We start from the raw sequence: 17,889 nt of genomic DNA on the forward strand, positions 1-17,889 counted from the left end.
ATAAATGAAAATAAAAGAAAGCAATAGAAAGTAGTAAGGACTTTATTTCGTCTTTTATTTTCTAACGTCCTTCTCGTTCTGAACTTAGATTATTTGTTATTAATATACTTATCGTTGGTTTATATGATACTTAGTGTTCGAATAGTACAATAATTTACGCTAAATAGTTGAAAAACGTACTTGCAAAATACATGACGGTTCAGGATGGCTCAGGATGGTCTACTCAATGGAGACGTTTACTTTTACCTAGTAAATACTATACTTTTTAACCAGAAAATCACATTTCTAATGTAAACCCGAATATTATGAAGTCAACTCTATTTATTAAATACCTCAGGTATTTTACTATTTTTTTCTTTTCCTTTTGCGTTTTGCAAGGTTTTAGTCAAACAAAGCTTGTAACTGGAAAAATTACAGACGAAACAGGCGAGCCTTTAACGGGCGTGTCTGTGGCAATGAAAGCAAGTACGGTCGGTACATTTTCAAATCAAGAAGGGCTTTACAGCATTAGTGTTCCCGATAATGCAGTGTTAGTATATTCTTTCATTGGAATGAAAACGCAGGAAATTACACTTGCTAACCAATCAAATATTGATGTGGTAATGACAGATGACTTCATCGATTTGGTGGAAGTAGTGGTGGTGGGTTATGGTACACAGAAAAAAGTCAACCTCACTGGTTCTGTCGATGATGTTTCTGGTAAAGTCTTAACCACAAGACCGCAAACAAACTCTGCCAACTTACTTCAAGGTCGTCTTACTGGCGTGGTGGTAACACAGCCTGGTGCAGAGCCTGGTTTGAATACGCCAAACATACGAATAAGGGGAATGGGCTCTTTTGGAGCAGGTAACGACCCTTTAATTTTGATTGACGGTGTTTCAGGCTCCCTTTCAAACCTTTCTCCAGCAGATATTGAAAGTGTTTCTGTTTTAAAAGATGCATCTTCGGCAGCTATTTACGGTGCACGTGCTGCCAATGGTGTGATTTTGGTGACTACCAAAAAAGGTAAAAAAGGTGCTCCAGTAATTACAATTAGTAGTAATATCTCTGTTCAATCGCCTACAAGATTGCCAGATTTGATATCAAACTCTGCCGAGTACATGGAAATGCTAAATACGGCATCTGCCAATGATGGAAAAGCATTACCATATACACAGGCAAACATTGATGCTTACCGTAATGCACCAGCAGGAAGCAGCGAGTATCCTAATTTTGATGCTATTGATTATTGGTTTAAGAATGCTACGGTTACAAATAATAACTTGTCTATATCTGGTGGTGGCGAAAAGAATACATACAGTGTTTCTTTCAATGCTCTTAACCAGAATTCTATGATTCCGGGCTATAAGTTTGACCGTTATAACGGTTTGGTGAAAAATGACCTGGAGTTAAGTAAGTGGTTAACCATTGGAACCTCCGTAAATCTAACGAGTAAATATACAGGTCAGCCAGCGGCCAACTCACTATTTACGCCAATGTACATTTATACTACTAGCCCTCTTAATGAGCCTTTCCTTCCAGACGGAAGCGGTCGGCCAGTAACAAGGTCTTATGCTGGGGAAGCTCCTATACGTGGTAGACCAAGTCTTCAAGAAACGTTTTTGATGGGAAATCAGTACTACAAAGAGATTAATTTAAACCCTCAGATTTATGTAGACTTCATGCCTTTTAAAGGCTTCAAATTAACCACAAAAGCCGCTGTAAACTATGTAGACATATTCTACAAAATGCATCAGCAAAATTATACGGCTTATTCATTACATGAAAAAGACCCTGTAACAGGAGATTACCTTGCTATCCCTAAAAATGCGGATGTTTTAGGTGTGACGGATGATTATTCTAAAGATTATACCAAGACATTTTACTCGGTAGCTACCTATGAGACTACACTTGCAGATGACCATGATGTAATGCTTTTGGGAGGTTATGAGCAGAATAGTTTCAGACATCAGCAGCTAAGAGCTACACGTTCTAATACGGTAAATCCTGACCTTACGGAACTACAAGCGTATACCGCAACAAATCAAGAATTATTCAAACAAACGGCTAGAATGTTAGGCTATAATGCTCCTTATGAGTGGTCGTTACAGTCTGTATTCGGTCGTGTTAATTATTCTTTTAAACACAAATATTTGCTGGAAGGTAATATCCGCTATGATGGAACATCTAGAGTATCGCCTGATTATAGATGGGGGGTATTTCCTTCAGTATCTGCTGGTTGGGTAGCTTCAGAAGAGAGTTTTATAAAGGATAAAGTAGACTGGATTAGCAATTTGAAATTGAGAGGTTCATATGGTGTTTTAGGAAACTCTGACATTGGTCCTTATGCATATCATGACAATCTTGACATTACAGTAGCATATCCTTATGGCTCTTCATTAACACAGGGAGCGGTGGTTAATACTTTTAGAGACCAAAGTTTAAGATGGGAAACCACCAGAATTGCAGATATAGGTTTTGACTTAGAAGTTAAGAACGGATTATTCGGAGTTACTTTTGATTGGTTTGATAAGTTCACATATAACATTCTTGCCAAACAGCCTATTCCTGCTAGTATGGGATTGTCAGACCCTACTCTTAATGATGGAAAAATGCGTAACCGTGGCTATGAGTTGTCATTGAAACACCGTAATCGTATAAACGATTTAAACTACAATGCCTATTTCCAGCTGTCGCAATACAAAAACGAGGTAGTTCATATTAGCTCTCCAAGTATTGGAAACACTATAAGAGCCGTAGGTTTCCCTTACAACCAAATGAACTTATACATTTTTGATGGTATCATTCAGGAGTCAGATATTTCTAATGCTTCATTGCCAACCAGTACTTTAAATCCTAATAAAAAACCAGGTGATTTAAAGATGAAAGACCTTAATGGTGATGGTGTTATTGATGGTGATGACCGTCAGCCGGTCAATGGTTTGTATCCTAAATTTGCTTATGATTTCGGTGTTAATTTTGATTACAAGCAGTTTGGCTTAAACATTTTCTTCCAAGGAATAGAAGGTCAAAAATCAGTAATGTCTTACTGGGGACCACAGCCATTTGCTGGAGGAATGCCGCCAATGACAAAGTGGAGAGACGCATGGACACCTGAAAATCCAAGCAATGTACTTCCTGCATTACATACAGACGGATATGCTGGTGTAAACAGTTATAGCAACTCTACCTATTTCTTACAAGATGGCTCTTATTTACGCTTAAAAAGTGTCATGCTGTCTTACGCCATTCCTAATAATATTACCAGTAAAATTAAAGCTAAAGATTGTACAGTTTTTGTGTCGGGTGACAACCTGTTAACATTTACGAAGTTTGAAGGGCAAGACCCAGAGCGTTCACTAACCTCTTATACGAATGTTTACATGTCGTATCCGCAAGCTCGAATCTTAAACTTTGGCTTAAATCTTAAATTCTAAAAAAGTACTACAATGAAGAATAAATATAAAATTTCACAATTTTCTATTACCATCTTGCTGGTCTTTTTCTTGACAACTTCTTGTGAGAAAGACTTTCTAGACAAAAATCCACTGGACAGTGTTGCCAGTCAGGGTTTCTGGAAAACTAAAGCAGATGTAGAAACGGGCTTGGCTGGCGTGTATTCACGTTTACAAGATAACTTCTTAGGTTATGAAAGAATCTATTTTGAGGGTCTTACAGACAATGCTTACAGCGTTATAAATTTTAACCAACGAAACATTTTTGAAATGACCTTGGGGAATATTTCACCTACCACGGGAGGTGCTATTTCAAACATGTATTCGTCGCCATATCGTGCCATTACCAGTTGCAATGTGTTTCTCGACAATGTAGACCAAGCTCAGGCAAACGTAACGGCAGCTCAGTTAGATATCTATAAAGCAGAGGTAAGATTTATCAGAGCTTTGAGTTACTTTGATCTGGTTCAGCTGTTTGGCGAAGTACCTTTATATAAGAAGTATTTTGCTACTATAGATGAAGGTAGAATAGCAAAAAGCAGTGAAGAAGAGATTTATGCATTAATAGAAGAAGACCTAAACTTTGCAATTTCAAAATTACCAGACACTAAATATGCTGGTCATGCTGTAAAGGGAAGTGCACAGGCTTTACTGGGTCGTGTATTCTTAACGCAAGAAAAATGGAATGACGCTGCCAGGGTTTTAAAACAAGTGATTGATGGTGGAAATTTCCAATTGGCTAATAGCTACAATGAAATATTCTTAGAGAATGGACAAGCAAATCCGTCAATAAACTGTGAGATTATGTTCTCTACCAATTATGCCATTGGTAATCCACAGCGTTCTTCTCCTCAGCCAGCAGGTTATGAAATAGAAATGGCAAACTGGGCTCTTTTGCAGCCTTTTAAAAGTTTTGCGGATAGCTATCAAATGGCAGATGGGAAAATGGCAAATAGCACATCGCTTGATACTACCAATTATGCTAACCGTGACCCTCGTTTATACATGACTATGAAGTTGCCAAGTGAAACATGGACCAACCCGACTACGCAAGTAGAGCAGGTGATTGACAATCCAAGTTTAACTGGTTTCATTATGGAGAAATATGTAGACCTTAATAAGGTGCCAATTTCAGGTGCTACGGCTCCTACATCGCATCAAGATTATGTTCACCTTCGTTATGCTGATGTACTTTTAATGTATGCTGAGGCCAAAAACGAAGCTTCTGGTCCTGATGCCACCGTTTATGCGGCTATTGACCAAGTTCGTGCTAGACCTACAGTGAATATGCCTCCTGTAGCACAAAGCGAATACAGCACTAAAGAAGCCTTACGTCAATATATCCGTGACGAGCGTAGAGTGGAGTTGGCTATGGAAGGTCTGCGTTATTTTGATTTAAAGCGTTGGGAATTGGCTGAATCAAAACTTAACGGCATGCCTACGGTTGGCTCACAGCCAATGCAATTTTTGTCAAAAAATTACTTACTGCCTTTACAGCAAAGTGAATTAGATAGAAATCCAAACCTAGTACAGAATCCTAATTACTAATAACCTAGTTTAAGTTTACCTGAAGTGTGTTTGGGGGGGAGAAGTTTTACTTCTTCCCCTTTTTTTGTTCTATAGCTTTTAGCTTAGAGAATAATCAAAAGCTTGATAGGCTTTTTTGAGTAAAATACTTTAAGTCATTTTTTGGAACTGAATAACAAATGCTTTTGGTTGTGTTCAATAAATGCTACATCTTACAGATAAAGAAATATAGGATAGTACTATAATGAAGGAATCATTAAGCAAATTTATTTCATCATTGAATACTTATAGCCGAGAGGAAATTAAGGCTATTGTGGAAAACACCAAAGTTGAATTTTTCAAAAAAGGAGAAGTCATTCTTAGGGAAAATGAAGTTTGTAATAAGTGTTATTTTGTTTTGGAGGGGAATGTAAGGCAATATCAATTAGTAGATGGTGTGGAGAAAACTACGGCGTTTTTTTTAGAAGGCCAGGCTGCCATTTCATACGATAGTTATATAGAAAAAAGACCTTCATTGTATTATTTATCTTGTGTGGAGAATTCTATTTTAACCGCAGGAACAAGAGAACAAGCCGAAAAGACACAAGAGGAGTTTCCAAAATTGGAATATTTACTTCACAAGCTGATGCCTATAGATTATTCTAGGATTCAAAACCACTTATCCTCCTTAATTAATAAATCACCAGAAGATAGGTATTTGGAATTGATGGAAAATCAACCAAGCTTATTAAATAGAGTCCCTTTGCATCAATTAGCCAGCTACATTGGTGTTACACCTGAGTCTTTTAGTAGAATAAGAAAAAGGATTACACAGAAAGGTAAATCTATATAACCCTTTTTTAGAGGTTTTTTATTTCTTGAATTTAATCAGGGCAGCTAAACTGAGTAGGCCAATAATTATTTCTATAATGGTGGCATAAAGCAATGAATTATGAGGGGGTCCGTCAATAATAATTCCCAGCGTACGCGATAAACCTACAGAAAGATAAATAAGGCTTGATAAGGCAAGGGAGGTTTGGGTTAATTTATCCATGAATACACCCATGAGTATTATAAGGCCTCCTGATGACAATAAACCACCAAATGCTCTGAGTTCGCTTAGCAAGCTTACATTTTTTTCATTTAAATTGATGCCTGCAGAGGCTTCAAAAGCTATAGGTGCAAGCAGTAAAGCTCCACCTATTCCAATTCCTACAATCCCCGAAATAACTAACAAGGTTTTTACTGATTTTGATTTTTTCATTTGATTTACTTTTAAATTCTTTTGCAAATGTCCCCCTTGGAAAAATAGAATCTCTTGACTTTGGGTAAGTTCGTCAGCTGTTAGTAAAATATTATGGAATGGGCTTGAGCTTAAAGAGGCTGGAAAAGCTCCAAAATACTTTGATTGAACTATGCATAGAAAAAACTAATGTCACGTAAGTCTCCAGAAAAGTGGAACTATAAGATTTAAATTTGTTACCTTATTTTGAGCTTTGACCGGCATTAAATGAACACCCAAAAAAAGATGGAACATAAACATACAGAAACAGAGCAAGGTTGCTGTGCTACAGACGAACCAGTTTTTAAAACAGCTCATAATCATGATGATGAACATGAGCACACTGCCAAAGGCGAGAGCTTGGTTAAAATGTTTTTGCCTGCCATTTTCTCATTATCGGTTTTACTCATAGCTATTGTTATAGATAACTTTTATCCGCAAACTTGGTTTAGGGGATGGCTGAGGGTACTTTGGTATGTAGCGGCATATTTGCCAGTTGGTTTTCCCGTCTTAAAAGATGCCCTAAAAAGCATTAAAAAGGGAGACCTATTTTCAGAGTTTTTGTTAATGTCTATTGCGACTGTTGGAGCATTTGCCATAGGCGAATATCCCGAAGGTGTAGCAGTAATGTTGTTTTATGCCGTTGGCGAAGTCTTTCAGTCAATGGCCGTTAAACGGGCTAAAGTCAGTATAAAAACACTCTTAGACCAAAGACCCGACGAGGTTACCATTCTTCAAAACAAGGAACCCAAAACCATCAAGGCCGTTAACGCAAAGATTGATGACATCATCCAGCTGAAAGCGGGAGAAAAGTTAGGGCTTGATGGCGTATTACTTTCTGAAAATGCATCTTTTAACACCGCTGCTCTCACAGGAGAAAGTAAGCCAGACAGCAAAACTAAGGGAGAAACGGTTTTGGCAGGAATGATAAACCTAAATACCGTTTCACAGGTAAAAGTGACTACAGCGTATACGGATAGCAAGCTGAGCAAAATACTAGAAATGGTACAAAACGCTACATCCCAAAAAGCACCAACAGAGCTGTTTATTAGAAAGTTTGCTAAAGTATACACACCTATAGTGGCTCTGTTAGCTTTTCTAATTTGTGTTATTCCATACTTTATTGTAGCTGATTATGACTTCAATCAATGGCTTTACAGAGCATTAATTTTCTTGGTCATCTCTTGTCCTTGTGCATTGGTTATCAGTATTCCTTTAGGTTATTTTGGTGGTATAGGTGCTGCCAGTAAAAACGGAATTTTGTTTAAAGGAAGTAACTTTCTTGACATTCTGGCGAATATCCAAAACGTGGTGATGGACAAAACAGGTACCATGACCGAAGGCGTTTTCAAGGTGCAAGAAGTATTGATATATCCTGAGTTTGACCAAACTGAAATCTTACAAATGGTAAATGCCTTGGAAAGCCAAAGTACGCACCCTGTAGCCACAGCTATTCATGATTTTGTAGGAACAATAGACCGTGACGTAGAGCTAGAAAATGTTGAAGAAATAGCAGGACATGGCTTAAAAGCTACTGCCAAAGGCAAAGAGTTATTAGTGGGGAATTTTAAATTGATGGATAAGTTTGACATCAAATACGACCTTGACCCAAAAACTATTGTTTATACTTTGATTGCGATAGCTTATGATAATCAATTTGTGGGTTATTTAACCATTGCGGATAGCATCAAAGAAGACGCCAAAAAAACTATAAATAAATTGACCGCCTTAGGTGTGAAAACCACCATGCTGAGTGGTGATAAAAGTAACGTGGTACAGCATGTGGCTGAAAAACTGGGCATTGCCAGTGCATTTGGAGGTTTACTGCCAGAAGATAAAGTAAACAAGGTCAAAGAGATTATTGCCCGAAAAGAGACGGTTGCTTTTGTGGGTGATGGCGTAAATGACGCCCCAGTGATAGCTTTAAGTCATGCAGGCATTGCGATGGGCGGACTTGGTAGTGATGCCACCATTGAAACTGCGGATGTGGTGATACAAGACGACAAACCAAGCAAAATACCTATGGCAATAAACATAGGAAAGCAGACCAAAAAGATAGTTTGGCAAAACATCACCATGGCCTTTGTGGTAAAAGGAATTGTTTTGGTTTTAGGTGCTGGCGGTTTGGCTACTATGTGGGAAGCTGTTTTTGCTGATGTAGGTGTGGCACTTCTTGCCATTTTGAACGCAGTAAGAATCCAAAATATGAAGTTTGACTAAAACGCTTTGACGAAAATGCTGTTTTGCTTAGAGCAAATTAGAATTAAAACTCGCCCTTCTTTCTTCGTCCTAAAGTCATACAAATTACGCCTAGAAGAATTAGTCCACTGGCAATAACAGAGGAAGAGTCTAAAATCTCATCAGCAATGTAAAAACCAATGATGATGGCAACCACGGGGTTTACAAATGCATAAGTAGATGTTAAAACCGGAGGAGCATTATTTATAAGCCAAATGTATGCGGTATAGCCTATGAAAGAGCCTATGAAAATCAAATAAGCCATGGCCATCACAGTAGAGCTAGACATGGTTTGAACGGCAGATAGCTGATTACTTTCTAAAAACAGTGACGCCAATAAGGCAAAACTTCCCCCAGCCAACATTTGAAAACTTAAGCCTGCTATGCCCTTAGCCTGTGTTGTTTTTGTGCTCATTAGAGAGCCAAATGCCCAAATGAGCGAGCTGAAAAATACGATAAGAATAGGTATAACTTGAGCAGAGCTAATGCCACCTTTTAAGCCAAAAGGATTAAATAAAAATAGAACTCCACTTAATCCTATTAACATTCCAGAGCCAGATAAAAAGGAAGGTTTAGCTTTGCTAAAGAAAAAGAAATCTAAAAGGAACATCCAGATAGGTAAAAGTGCAGCTAAAAGTGCCACTAAACCAGAAGGCAAAAACTGAATGGCATAAGCCAGTGCACTAGTTCCAAACCCAGTCAAAAGCAATCCGATAAACAGACTTCCTTTGGCATCTTTTAAGCTAGGTAAGCTCTTTGTAAACAAAAGGAAAATAAATAGGATAGTACCACCAATAAAGAAGCGTAATCCGGTGAGTAGGAGAGGGCTGAGGTCTTCTAAACCGATTTTGACACCCATATAGGTGCTTCCCCAAACAATATAAACCAAAAGAAGGTTAAGGAAAAGGTTGCTTTTGTAGCTGTTGAAAAAGTTCATCAGATAAATTTACTACTATTTAAGCCAACAAAATTAGAAGAATAGCAAGCGTAAAAAGTTTAAGTCTAGTTTATTTTTAAAGGAGGCGGTTTTCTTTAAAAGAAACTTGGGAATAGTGCTATTAGCAAGGTTTTAAATTGGCGTATGCTTGTCTTGAAGCAAAAAATAAATGCCGTCAAACTTGACAGCATTTATACAAAATTAATAAACCACTTTTTTTATAGACTACTTGATTAATATCCAGGGTTTTGAGGATTTGGTTTCGATTGAATTTTAAAACTAGATACTTGTCCAAAGTCTTTGGTGAGTTTCTACTTCACTATTTGATAAAAAGTTTTACCACCTTTTTGATACTTTTTGCCACGATTTTCAATAATAGCTAGCTCTGTAATAGCGAGTATCCTATCCACAATTTCTGTGATAGTGTTATAATTTGGTAAATCGTCTCTTGAATAATTAATGTATGTATTGTTAAACGGAACATCCCATTTTCCGCGAGAAGGTAATTCTAAAAGAAGTTCTTCAGGTATTCCTTTTGTTCCGTTAATAACACCTATCAAACCACCACATGTGGCCGCTTGATTATCGCAATCGTAACCAGCACTAACTGAAATGCCCACGGTTTTACGGAAATCCCCTTGCCCATAAAGTATAGCCATTATTCCAGATAGACCATTAACTACAGAAGATAGGTAGGGCTCAGGAACCTTAAAGTCATCTACATATTCGTAATAATTTTCGTGAATTAATTGGCGTGTAGTACGCCAATCTTCGTTTTGCCCATGCCATTTAATAACGTCTAGCATTCCTCTTCTATACGGACTTGTTTCTGGTAAAGTATACGCAGCTTGGGCCACCAGTTTGTTAACATCTTTTTCGAAAAAGGCAGCACTGTACATTACAGCGTATGCTCTAGTGGCATGTACCGCCCAGTCGTCACACATAATTTTACCACCCCATTCGGCTCTTTGAGCGGCTTTATTTGGCATACCTGGATAAAATACGCTCCATATTTCATTCACTAATTGTGAGGTAATTCTGTACCAATGCGGGTTGTTCTCCTTATTTCCAGTATTGGGAGGTAGCATCCCTTCATCCATTAAGTCTCTTGCTTTTCTATTGGCACCCCAAATAAACCTATTGATGTGTTTTTTCCACATTTCAGTAATTTCCGCATAGTTTAGGTCTAAACCGTATTTTTCTACAGCGTGCAAGGTGACAAATTCTATATCGGTGTCATCATCGCTCCATGCACCTCCCATGGCATCGGCCATGATATTTCCATATCCACGTCTGTCGTTTCTGTTCATGAGTAAGTCTGCCACTTCTGGGTCATTGACGTTGTAGTAGCGGTCTATTAATATAGGTATTGGTTCATTTTTATAGGTGTTTTCAAACGGAAATCCGATATAGTTCCCTAACAACTGGCCAAGCCAATAGGCTTCTATTTTATCTCTGAGCTCCTCTTTTTCTATGCTTTGGCTCTGTCCATAAGAAGTATTACTAAGTAGGCAAAGATGAATTAAAACGAGCAGTGATATTTTTGAAAAGTTAGGATACGGCATAGGTCCAAGAATTAGACCGAATGGTCTTCTGTTAGTATTCATATTTTATTTAAATAGTATTGGAAATTAAATGTAATTAGGGTTGAGGTATAGGTTGTAAAATAAATGCCGTCAAATTTGACGGCATTTATACAAAACTAATAAACCACTCTTTTTATAGACTACTTAATTAATATCCAGGGTTTTGAGGCTTTAGATTTGGGTTAAGGTCAATCTCTTTTCTTGGAATTGGATAAAAATAATCTCTACTGGCGTCAAATTCAGGCCTCGGTTCAAGGGAGTTAGCACCTTTGAAAACTTGCTCGCCAAGGTTTCTTCTTTTTATATCATACCAACGTTTCCATTCAAAGGCTAATTCCAGTCTTCTGTCGTCCATCACTAAATCAATAAAATCTGCTTTATTTAAATTAGTAGGAACATCTTCCGGAAATGAGTTTAGGACACCCGCTTCATTTCTAGCTCTAGCTCTCACTTGATTTAAGTAGCGATAGGCTTCTGCGTTTGGTCCAGATATTTCTGCTGATGCCTCGGCGGCAATGAGTAATACTTCTGCATATCTGAAATCTGGGTAGTTGAAGTCAGAGGTTCTTCCATTTGTGCCGGAGTTGCCAGGAAATCTTCTCCATTTTGCAATGTGTGGTCTTGGTTCTGGAAATTCAGAATAAGGTACCACTTGACCATCTACTTTTAGGGTATCCTCAAAGCTTACTCTTTTTCTGTAATCACGATTATCCCAAGTTTCATATACCTTCATAGATGGTACCAATACACCATAACCCTGTGCTAAAGGGTGCCTAGTTCCTACCATTGGCCCCATACTATCATCGTTTTCAGGGTATGAAGAAATATTGCCCAGAAAGTCAACAGCAAAGATTGTTTCTTTTATTTGGTCACCAAGCTCTGCTCTATACAGGTCTTGAAAGTCTGATTCAAGTTTATATCCAAACCTATCTTTGTTGTCAATAACAAATTTGGCTTCAGTATACGCTTTTTGATAATCATGAAGCGTAAGGTATATAGACGCCAAATAGCTAGCGGCTGTTCCTGCAGTAGGTCTAGTTCTAATATCATTTGGCTGTTGGTCAGGAAGCCATTGCTTTGCAAATTCCATGTCAGCAATGAGCTTGTTGTAAATTTCTGCTTCAGGCGTCTTACTGATAGTTTTTACCGAACTAGGGTCACTAACAAATTGGTCAATGTAAGGAAGGTCTCCAAAGCATCTTACCAGATGGAAATAACAGAACGCCCTAACAAAACGAGCTTCGGCTATTAATGGGTTTATTTCGGCTTCTGGCAAATCTAAACTTAAGGCACCTGCTTCTGCAGAGTTCACAGCACTGATTACTTGGAACCAAATAGGCCAGAACCTAGCTACCATGCCATTGCTATCATCCATTTGAAAGTCGTTGATTTGAATCCTTTCAGGCGATGTACTTCTGTTGCCAATGTCTACCATGTCACTTTTTAGCATGATTGAACCTTGAAATTGTCTTCCAAATATGTTTTCAGAAGCCAATCCACTATAGCCACCGAAAATAGCACTTTCTACATCGGCTTTACTTCTATAAAAGCCCTCTGGTGAAAGTAAACCAACTGGATTTTCTTCTAAATCGGCACAAGAGAAACTTACGTTTACTAAAAGGCCAATTAATATGATTGTTATTAATTTTTTCATGTCTTTACTATTTATAAGCCTATGTTTAATCCTATGGTATATGACTTGGCATTTGGATAACTTCCGTAATCCAGACCAAGATTTCTATTTGAACTACTACCACTTCCTCCTGAGTTATAGTTTACTTCAGGGTCATATCCAGGATATTTCGTAAATGTTAAAATGTTTTGAGCACTCGCATAAATACGGAGCTTATTTAAGTGTAATTTATTAGCTACACCTGCAGGTAAGTTATATCCAATCGCAAGGTTTTTCAATCTTGCATAGCTACCATCATAAACCCATCTAGTAGATACTCTTTGTGCTCTGCTTGCCGAGCGAATAGGAATATCCGTATCAGTATTTGTTGGAGTCCATCTCTCTAAAGCTCTGGTAGTTGAGTTATATGAGCCACCCATGCTTTCTATTTCTAGTAATGAAAAGCTTAAAAGGTCGTTTCCTTGAGAGCCTTGAAAAAAGATACTTAAGTCAAAGTTTTTCCAATTGAAATTACTGGTAATTCCCCAGATAAAGTCTGGGTTTGGGTCACCTATAATGTCTCTGTCATCAGAATTAAGGACACCATCAGGCTCACCCGTTAATACACCATTTGCATCTTTAATACCGTTAATGTCTCTGAATTTCTCTCCACCAGCTAATTGCTCAAATCCTCCTCCTGGAAGAAACTCATCTCCAGCTTGGTACACTCCATCATATATCCAGCCGAAAAAACTACCTACTGGTGCACCAACTCTTAGTATTTGGGTATTACCTATACCTACCATATGCCCAGGACCTGATGCATACTGAATATCGGTGTCTTCTGGTAGTTCAAGCACTTTGTTTCTATTGGCTGAAATATTCAAATTGACATCCCACTTAAATTCGCCGGTTAAAATCTTTGAATCTAAACCAAGCTCAACTCCCTTATTACCAACCTTTCCTATGTTTTTGAGTTGAGTTTGAAAACCAGAGTATTCAGGCAAAGGAACGGCAAAGAGCAGGTCTCTGGTTATTTTACTATAATAGTCGGCTGTTACAGTAAATCTATTGTTAGCAAAACTGATGTCAGTACCAATGTCAAATTGAGCCGTAGTTTCCCATGTTAAATTATCATTGGCAACAGTTGTTGGCCTTACAGCATTAACTTGGCTTCCGTTAAGAATACTTAGTTCAGGAGAAAAACGGGCTAAAGTTTGATAAGGGCTAATGGCTTGATTACCTGTTAGACCATAACTAGTTCTGATTTTCCATGAGGTAAATGCATTGAAGTTTTGCATGAATTCTTCGTTCATGATGTTCCAAGCAAAAGCTCCTGATGGGAAAAATGCCCATTTGTTGTTTTTACTAAAGTTGGAAGAACCGTCATATCTACCCGTGAAAGTAAAAAGATACTTGTCTGCAAAACCGTAATTTACTCTACCAAAATAAGAGGATAACTGCGTGCTAGATGTTCCAGAGTTAGGAGCTTGATACACAGAACCCGCACCTAAATTCCAAAAAGAAAGAGCATCAGAAATGAATCCTTGACTTCTTCCTCCCCAGCCTTCACCGTTTGTTTTTTGATAAGAGTAACCTCCTAGAATGTTTACATTATGATTTTCAGCGAAGGTTTTATTAAATGTTAGGTAGTTTTCATTAATTACATTGGTGCTTTTGTTTCCATTCACGGTGGCATTGCCTCCAACATTTCTTCCTGCATTTAATGTTGTTGGGGTAAATGTAGCATAACGTAGATTATTGGTAGATGCTCCCAACGTAGTTCTGAATTTCAGGTTTTTCAATAAGTCGAAATCGGCAGAGAAGTTTACCTGTAATCTATCAGCAACAGTTTCATTTTGAGGTTCTCTTACCAAAGCATAAGGATTATCAATAGGGTCGCCTAAAAGAGCTGTGGTATATGTTCCGTCAGGATTGAAGATATCTTGGTTTGGCATAAACTTGAAAGCCGATGATACAACACCAAGCCCTGCAGCTCCGGCCGAGCCTTCTTGCGTTGTAATACCATTTCTGGTGCTTCGCTGGGCAAACATGTTCATCCCTAGCTGTATTTTTTCGTTTATTTTAAACGATAGGTTATTGGTAAGCGAGTACCTGTCAAAATCAGACCCGATAATGATTCCTTTTTGGTCGAAAATGGAACCTGAGAGGTAGTATTTTAGATTTTGATTACCGCCAGAAAAAGACAGTTGATGGTTCTGAATTCCGCCAGTTCTAAACATTTGGTCTTGCCAGTCTGTACTGCCACCGGGCGATACATAATCAGGGTTAATCTCTTGGATGTAATCAGTAAACTGCTCGGCATTAAGAAGGTCTAATCTGTTTATCTCATTTTGTGAAGAGTAGGAAGTGTTGAAGTTAACTTGTGTTTTACCAGCTTTTCCCTTTTTCGTGGTAATCATGACCACGCCATTTGCTCCTCTAGAACCATAAATGGCTGTTGCAGAAGCATCTTTCAATATTTCAATAGAGGCAATATCTTCTGGTGGTGGCCACTGACCACCCACAAAACCATCAACTACAAAGATAGGGTCGCTACTGGCGTTAATAGAGGAGCTACCTCTAACTCTTATTTTGAAAGAAGCACCTGGGTCACCATTGTTTGATGAAATTTGAACACCGGCCGCTCTACCTTGAAGGGCTTGTGTGATGCCTCCTGCAGGGTAAGCTGCTATTTGCTCTGCCTTAACAGTAGAAACAGAACCTGTTAAATCTGATTTTTTCACCGTTCCGTAACCTACCACCACTACATCTTCTAGTGTTTGTACATCTGTGTTGAGGGTAATATCAATAATGCTCTTATTTCCTACTACCACTTCTTTACTTACATAACCCACAAAACTGAATATTAAAGTTGCTTTTTCATCAGGTACGGCTATTTGGTATTTACCATCAGCATCACTGGTGGTTCCTGTAAGACTACCTTTCAGAATAACCGAAACACCCGGAAGTGTTAAATTGTTTTCATCTTTGATAGTACCAGAAATCTGAAGCAAGGTTACTTGATTTGACGGTTTTTCTTTTGGTTCCTCTAATAAAATAGTTTGTTCCTTCGGGAGCTTTTTCAGTAATATTCTATTTTCTATGACTTCATATCCTACAGAAACCGGCTTTAAAATATTGTCAAGCACATGCGAGAGCTTTGCACGTTTTAGATCCATTGATAATAGCCTCCCAGGTTCAATTTTAGTGCTATATACAAATTTGACTTCCGCTTGTTTTTCTATTTGTTTAAGGACATCTCTTAGTTCTTGCTTGTCAGTTTTTAAGGTAATAGTTCTATCTAAGACCTCTTGTGCACTCGACTCTTTAGCCGAGGCAAAACTTAATCCTATTAGTAAGAGAATAATCTGTAGACCAGTGATTTTCATAAACTTCCAGAGATGTTTTGGAATAGGTATCTTTTTTTTCATAGTTTTAAAAAGTTTTTTAATGATTAAGAAACTGAATTCGTATATGTTCCTGCGGTCAAAACATGAACAGTACACTTAAGTCGGAAATGTTCGTAGCATTTTCGGCTTATTTTTTTAACACCCTTCGCCATTTATAAATATGACAGACCCTCTCTGCTCATACGAGGAGTCTATCGATTTACAAATAAGCTCGAGTTGGGTAAACATGGTTAAATCGTTTAAATCTGCTGTGATTTTACATTCTTGTAATTTTGAGTTATTAATAACAAAATCAATTCCGTAGATAACCGAGAGCTGTGAGAGTACCTTATTTAAAGGGATGCTTGTGAAAACGAGGGTACTAGCCACTATTTTCTCTTTTACCAAGGGCTTAGGGTTATTTACAATACTCTGTTCTATGTTTTCTGAAACTTCGTCGAAAATGACTTTTTGATTAGGTGTGATAATGACGCCATTTTTCTTGTTCTTGGTAGACTTCTTCTCATTGTAAACCGACACCTTACCAGTAGCTACTTCCACCACCACTTTATGTTTTTCTTTATTATGCTTAACCATAAAGCTAGTGCCTAGCACCTCTGTGGTTAATTCTCCTGTGTGTACTATAAATGGTCTAGTTACATCTCTTTCTACATCAAAAAACGCTTCTCCTTTGAGATAAACTTCTCTTTTAGATTTATTAAAATCTTTACCATATACTAGACTGCTGTTTTCTGAAAGTTCTACTATAGTGCCGTCTTCCAGTTTTACTTTTTCTTTTTTGGAGGAAGTGTTTGTTAGCTCAATGCCTTGTCTTTTGTTTTCTGAAAGCTGTGTGGCCTTCGTGCTGTTTAAATCAGGTGAGAAATAAATAAAACCTAATAGTAAAGTGGCTGCTATTCCAGAGGCTATAAAAAGCCTTTTTAGCGTAAATAGCCTTTCTTGGCTTAAATCTTTATTAATGTTTTTCCAGATTCTTTTTTCCATCGTAAACTCCTCTATTTTACTTAAAGGTAGTTCCTCGTCGGTTTGCTGCTGTTCCTGCCATTCGCTCAGGAACCTATCCTCCTCCTCACTGGTATTGCCAGCTAGATATTTTTTCGATAAATCGTTAAACTCTTTAAGAGTCATAATTCAAGATTAGTTATAGTGATAAGCCTTCAAGTTTTCTTGAAGAAATTTCAATGATTTAGTGATATGGTATTCTACAGCTTTGGAGCTTAAATTTAAGTCTCCTGCAATCTGCTTTACCGACTGGTCTTCAAATCTGCTTCGTTTAAAAATTTCGGCACTTTTTTCTGGAAGCCTAGCTAATACTTTTTCTACGGCTTTTGTCAATTCCAGATAATTGACAATATTTTCGGTGTCGGAGTGAACTTTTAGCTCTTGAAAAATTAAGTATTCCTGGTATTTTCGGTAGCTTATCTGTGATTTGATATAATCGTAAACTTTGTTTTTGATAGCTAGCGTTAAATAAAGGTCAAGCCTTTTAATCACCACATCGCTTCTTCTTTTCCACAGGCTTAAGAAAATCTCCTGTACCAAACCTTCAGCCTCTTCCATTACACCTATATGATGAAAGGCTACGCCCAATAATCTTTTCCAATACCGTTTATAGATTTCCTCAAAAGCCCATTTCTTGCTTTCAAAAAGGAAGCCTACCAACTCTTGGTCTTCTATATTTTTAGAGCTCAACATTTATTAAATTTCAACAGGTTTAGTTAAGAGTAGAACAAGTCCACGAAATCCCTAAATAATTTTATAAAATACTTGAAAAATTATCTTTCTAAGTGTTTAAACTCCTCGAGCCACTTGTTTTAGGAAGGATGCTAAGTCCGACATATCCTTCTTTATTAAAGATAGCTAAGGTTTAGAGCTTATTTT

At 37.7% G+C, this 17,889-nt stretch carries 11 protein-coding genes; 4 read left to right on the forward strand and 7 right to left on the reverse strand.

From position 1 onward, the window contains the following. Positions 1–305 precede the first annotated feature (305 nt). The 3 genes from AC0L6O_RS10290 (at position 306) to AC0L6O_RS10300 (ending at position 5,793) form a co-directional block, all read left to right on the forward strand. Positions 306–3,416, forward strand: coding sequence for a SusC/RagA family TonB-linked outer membrane protein (locus AC0L6O_RS10290; RefSeq protein ID WP_473308338.1), 3,111 nt, complete (start codon positions 306–308; stop codon positions 3,414–3,416). A 12-nt stretch (positions 3,417–3,428) separates the two neighbouring features. After that, positions 3,429–4,982, forward strand: coding sequence for a RagB/SusD family nutrient uptake outer membrane protein (locus AC0L6O_RS10295; protein ID WP_473308339.1), 1,554 nt, complete (start codon positions 3,429–3,431; stop codon positions 4,980–4,982). A 223-nt stretch (positions 4,983–5,205) separates the two neighbouring features. Continuing rightward, positions 5,206–5,793 (forward strand): Crp/Fnr family transcriptional regulator, encoded by a 588-nt coding sequence (locus AC0L6O_RS10300; protein ID WP_473308340.1) that lies wholly within the window; start codon positions 5,206–5,208, stop codon positions 5,791–5,793. 18 nt (positions 5,794–5,811) lie between these two features. On the opposite strand, the gene AC0L6O_RS10305 is transcribed toward AC0L6O_RS10300, so the two are convergent. Next, entirely contained in the window at positions 5,812–6,204 is a 393-nt protein-coding gene (locus AC0L6O_RS10305; RefSeq protein ID WP_473308342.1) for a DUF4345 domain-containing protein, read from the reverse strand. Between the two features lie 264 nt (positions 6,205–6,468). Between AC0L6O_RS10305 and AC0L6O_RS10310 the strand changes: the two genes are divergently transcribed. After that, complete coding sequence (locus AC0L6O_RS10310) at positions 6,469–8,442, forward strand: heavy metal translocating P-type ATPase (RefSeq protein WP_473308343.1); 1,974 nt, start codon at positions 6,469–6,471, stop codon at positions 8,440–8,442. 43 nt (positions 8,443–8,485) lie between these two features. Here the strand turns inward: AC0L6O_RS10310 and AC0L6O_RS10315 are convergent, their stop codons facing one another. The 6 genes from AC0L6O_RS10315 to AC0L6O_RS10340 form a co-directional block, all read right to left on the reverse strand. After that, complete coding sequence (locus AC0L6O_RS10315; RefSeq protein WP_473308344.1) at positions 8,486–9,397, reverse strand: EamA family transporter; 912 nt, start codon at positions 9,395–9,397, stop codon at positions 8,486–8,488. A 311-nt stretch (positions 9,398–9,708) separates the two neighbouring features. Further along, the gene (locus AC0L6O_RS10320; RefSeq protein WP_473308346.1) at positions 9,709–11,004 is read right to left on the reverse strand and encodes an ADP-ribosylglycohydrolase family protein; all 1,296 of its coding nucleotides are present in this window, start codon (positions 11,002–11,004) and stop codon (positions 9,709–9,711) included. 127 nt (positions 11,005–11,131) lie between these two features. Further along, positions 11,132–12,637, reverse strand: coding sequence for a RagB/SusD family nutrient uptake outer membrane protein (locus AC0L6O_RS10325; protein ID WP_473308348.1), 1,506 nt, complete (start codon positions 12,635–12,637; stop codon positions 11,132–11,134). An 11-nt stretch (positions 12,638–12,648) separates the two neighbouring features. Then, positions 12,649–16,029 (reverse strand): SusC/RagA family TonB-linked outer membrane protein, encoded by a 3,381-nt coding sequence (locus AC0L6O_RS10330; protein WP_473308350.1) that lies wholly within the window; start codon positions 16,027–16,029, stop codon positions 12,649–12,651. Between the two features lie 114 nt (positions 16,030–16,143). Then, positions 16,144–17,136 (reverse strand): FecR family protein, encoded by a 993-nt coding sequence (locus tag AC0L6O_RS10335; RefSeq protein ID WP_473308352.1) that lies wholly within the window; start codon positions 17,134–17,136, stop codon positions 16,144–16,146. 9 nt (positions 17,137–17,145) lie between these two features. Next, positions 17,146–17,703 carry a sigma-70 family RNA polymerase sigma factor gene (locus tag AC0L6O_RS10340; RefSeq protein WP_473308353.1) on the reverse strand — a complete coding sequence of 186 codons (558 nt, stop codon included), beginning with the start codon at positions 17,701–17,703 and terminating at the stop codon, positions 17,146–17,148. Positions 17,704–17,889: the final 186 nt, after the last annotated feature.

This window comes from Arcticibacterium sp. GJ41-1 (assembly GCF_055808875.1).

Excerpts from the sequence above, each read along its gene's own strand:
- AC0L6O_RS10290 (WP_473308338.1), top strand. The coding sequence starts at position 306 with ATGAAGTCAACTCTATTTATTAAATACCTCAGGTATTTTACTATTTTT.
- AC0L6O_RS10295 (WP_473308339.1), top strand. The coding sequence starts at position 3,429 with ATGAAGAATAAATATAAAATTTCACAATTTTCTATTACCATCTTGCTG.
- AC0L6O_RS10300 (WP_473308340.1), top strand. The coding sequence starts at position 5,206 with ATGAAGGAATCATTAAGCAAATTTATTTCATCATTGAATACTTATAGC.
- AC0L6O_RS10305 (WP_473308342.1), bottom strand. The coding sequence starts at position 6,204 with ATGAAAAAATCAAAATCAGTAAAAACCTTGTTAGTTATTTCGGGGATT.
- AC0L6O_RS10310 (WP_473308343.1), top strand. The coding sequence starts at position 6,469 with ATGGAACATAAACATACAGAAACAGAGCAAGGTTGCTGTGCTACAGAC.
- AC0L6O_RS10315 (WP_473308344.1), bottom strand. The coding sequence starts at position 9,397 with ATGAACTTTTTCAACAGCTACAAAAGCAACCTTTTCCTTAACCTTCTT.
- AC0L6O_RS10320 (WP_473308346.1), bottom strand. The coding sequence starts at position 11,004 with ATGAATACTAACAGAAGACCATTCGGTCTAATTCTTGGACCTATGCCG.
- AC0L6O_RS10325 (WP_473308348.1), bottom strand. The coding sequence starts at position 12,637 with ATGAAAAAATTAATAACAATCATATTAATTGGCCTTTTAGTAAACGTA.
- AC0L6O_RS10330 (WP_473308350.1), bottom strand. The coding sequence starts at position 16,029 with ATGAAAAAAAAGATACCTATTCCAAAACATCTCTGGAAGTTTATGAAA.
- AC0L6O_RS10335 (WP_473308352.1), bottom strand. The coding sequence starts at position 17,136 with ATGACTCTTAAAGAGTTTAACGATTTATCGAAAAAATATCTAGCTGGC.
- AC0L6O_RS10340 (WP_473308353.1), bottom strand. The coding sequence starts at position 17,703 with ATGTTGAGCTCTAAAAATATAGAAGACCAAGAGTTGGTAGGCTTCCTT.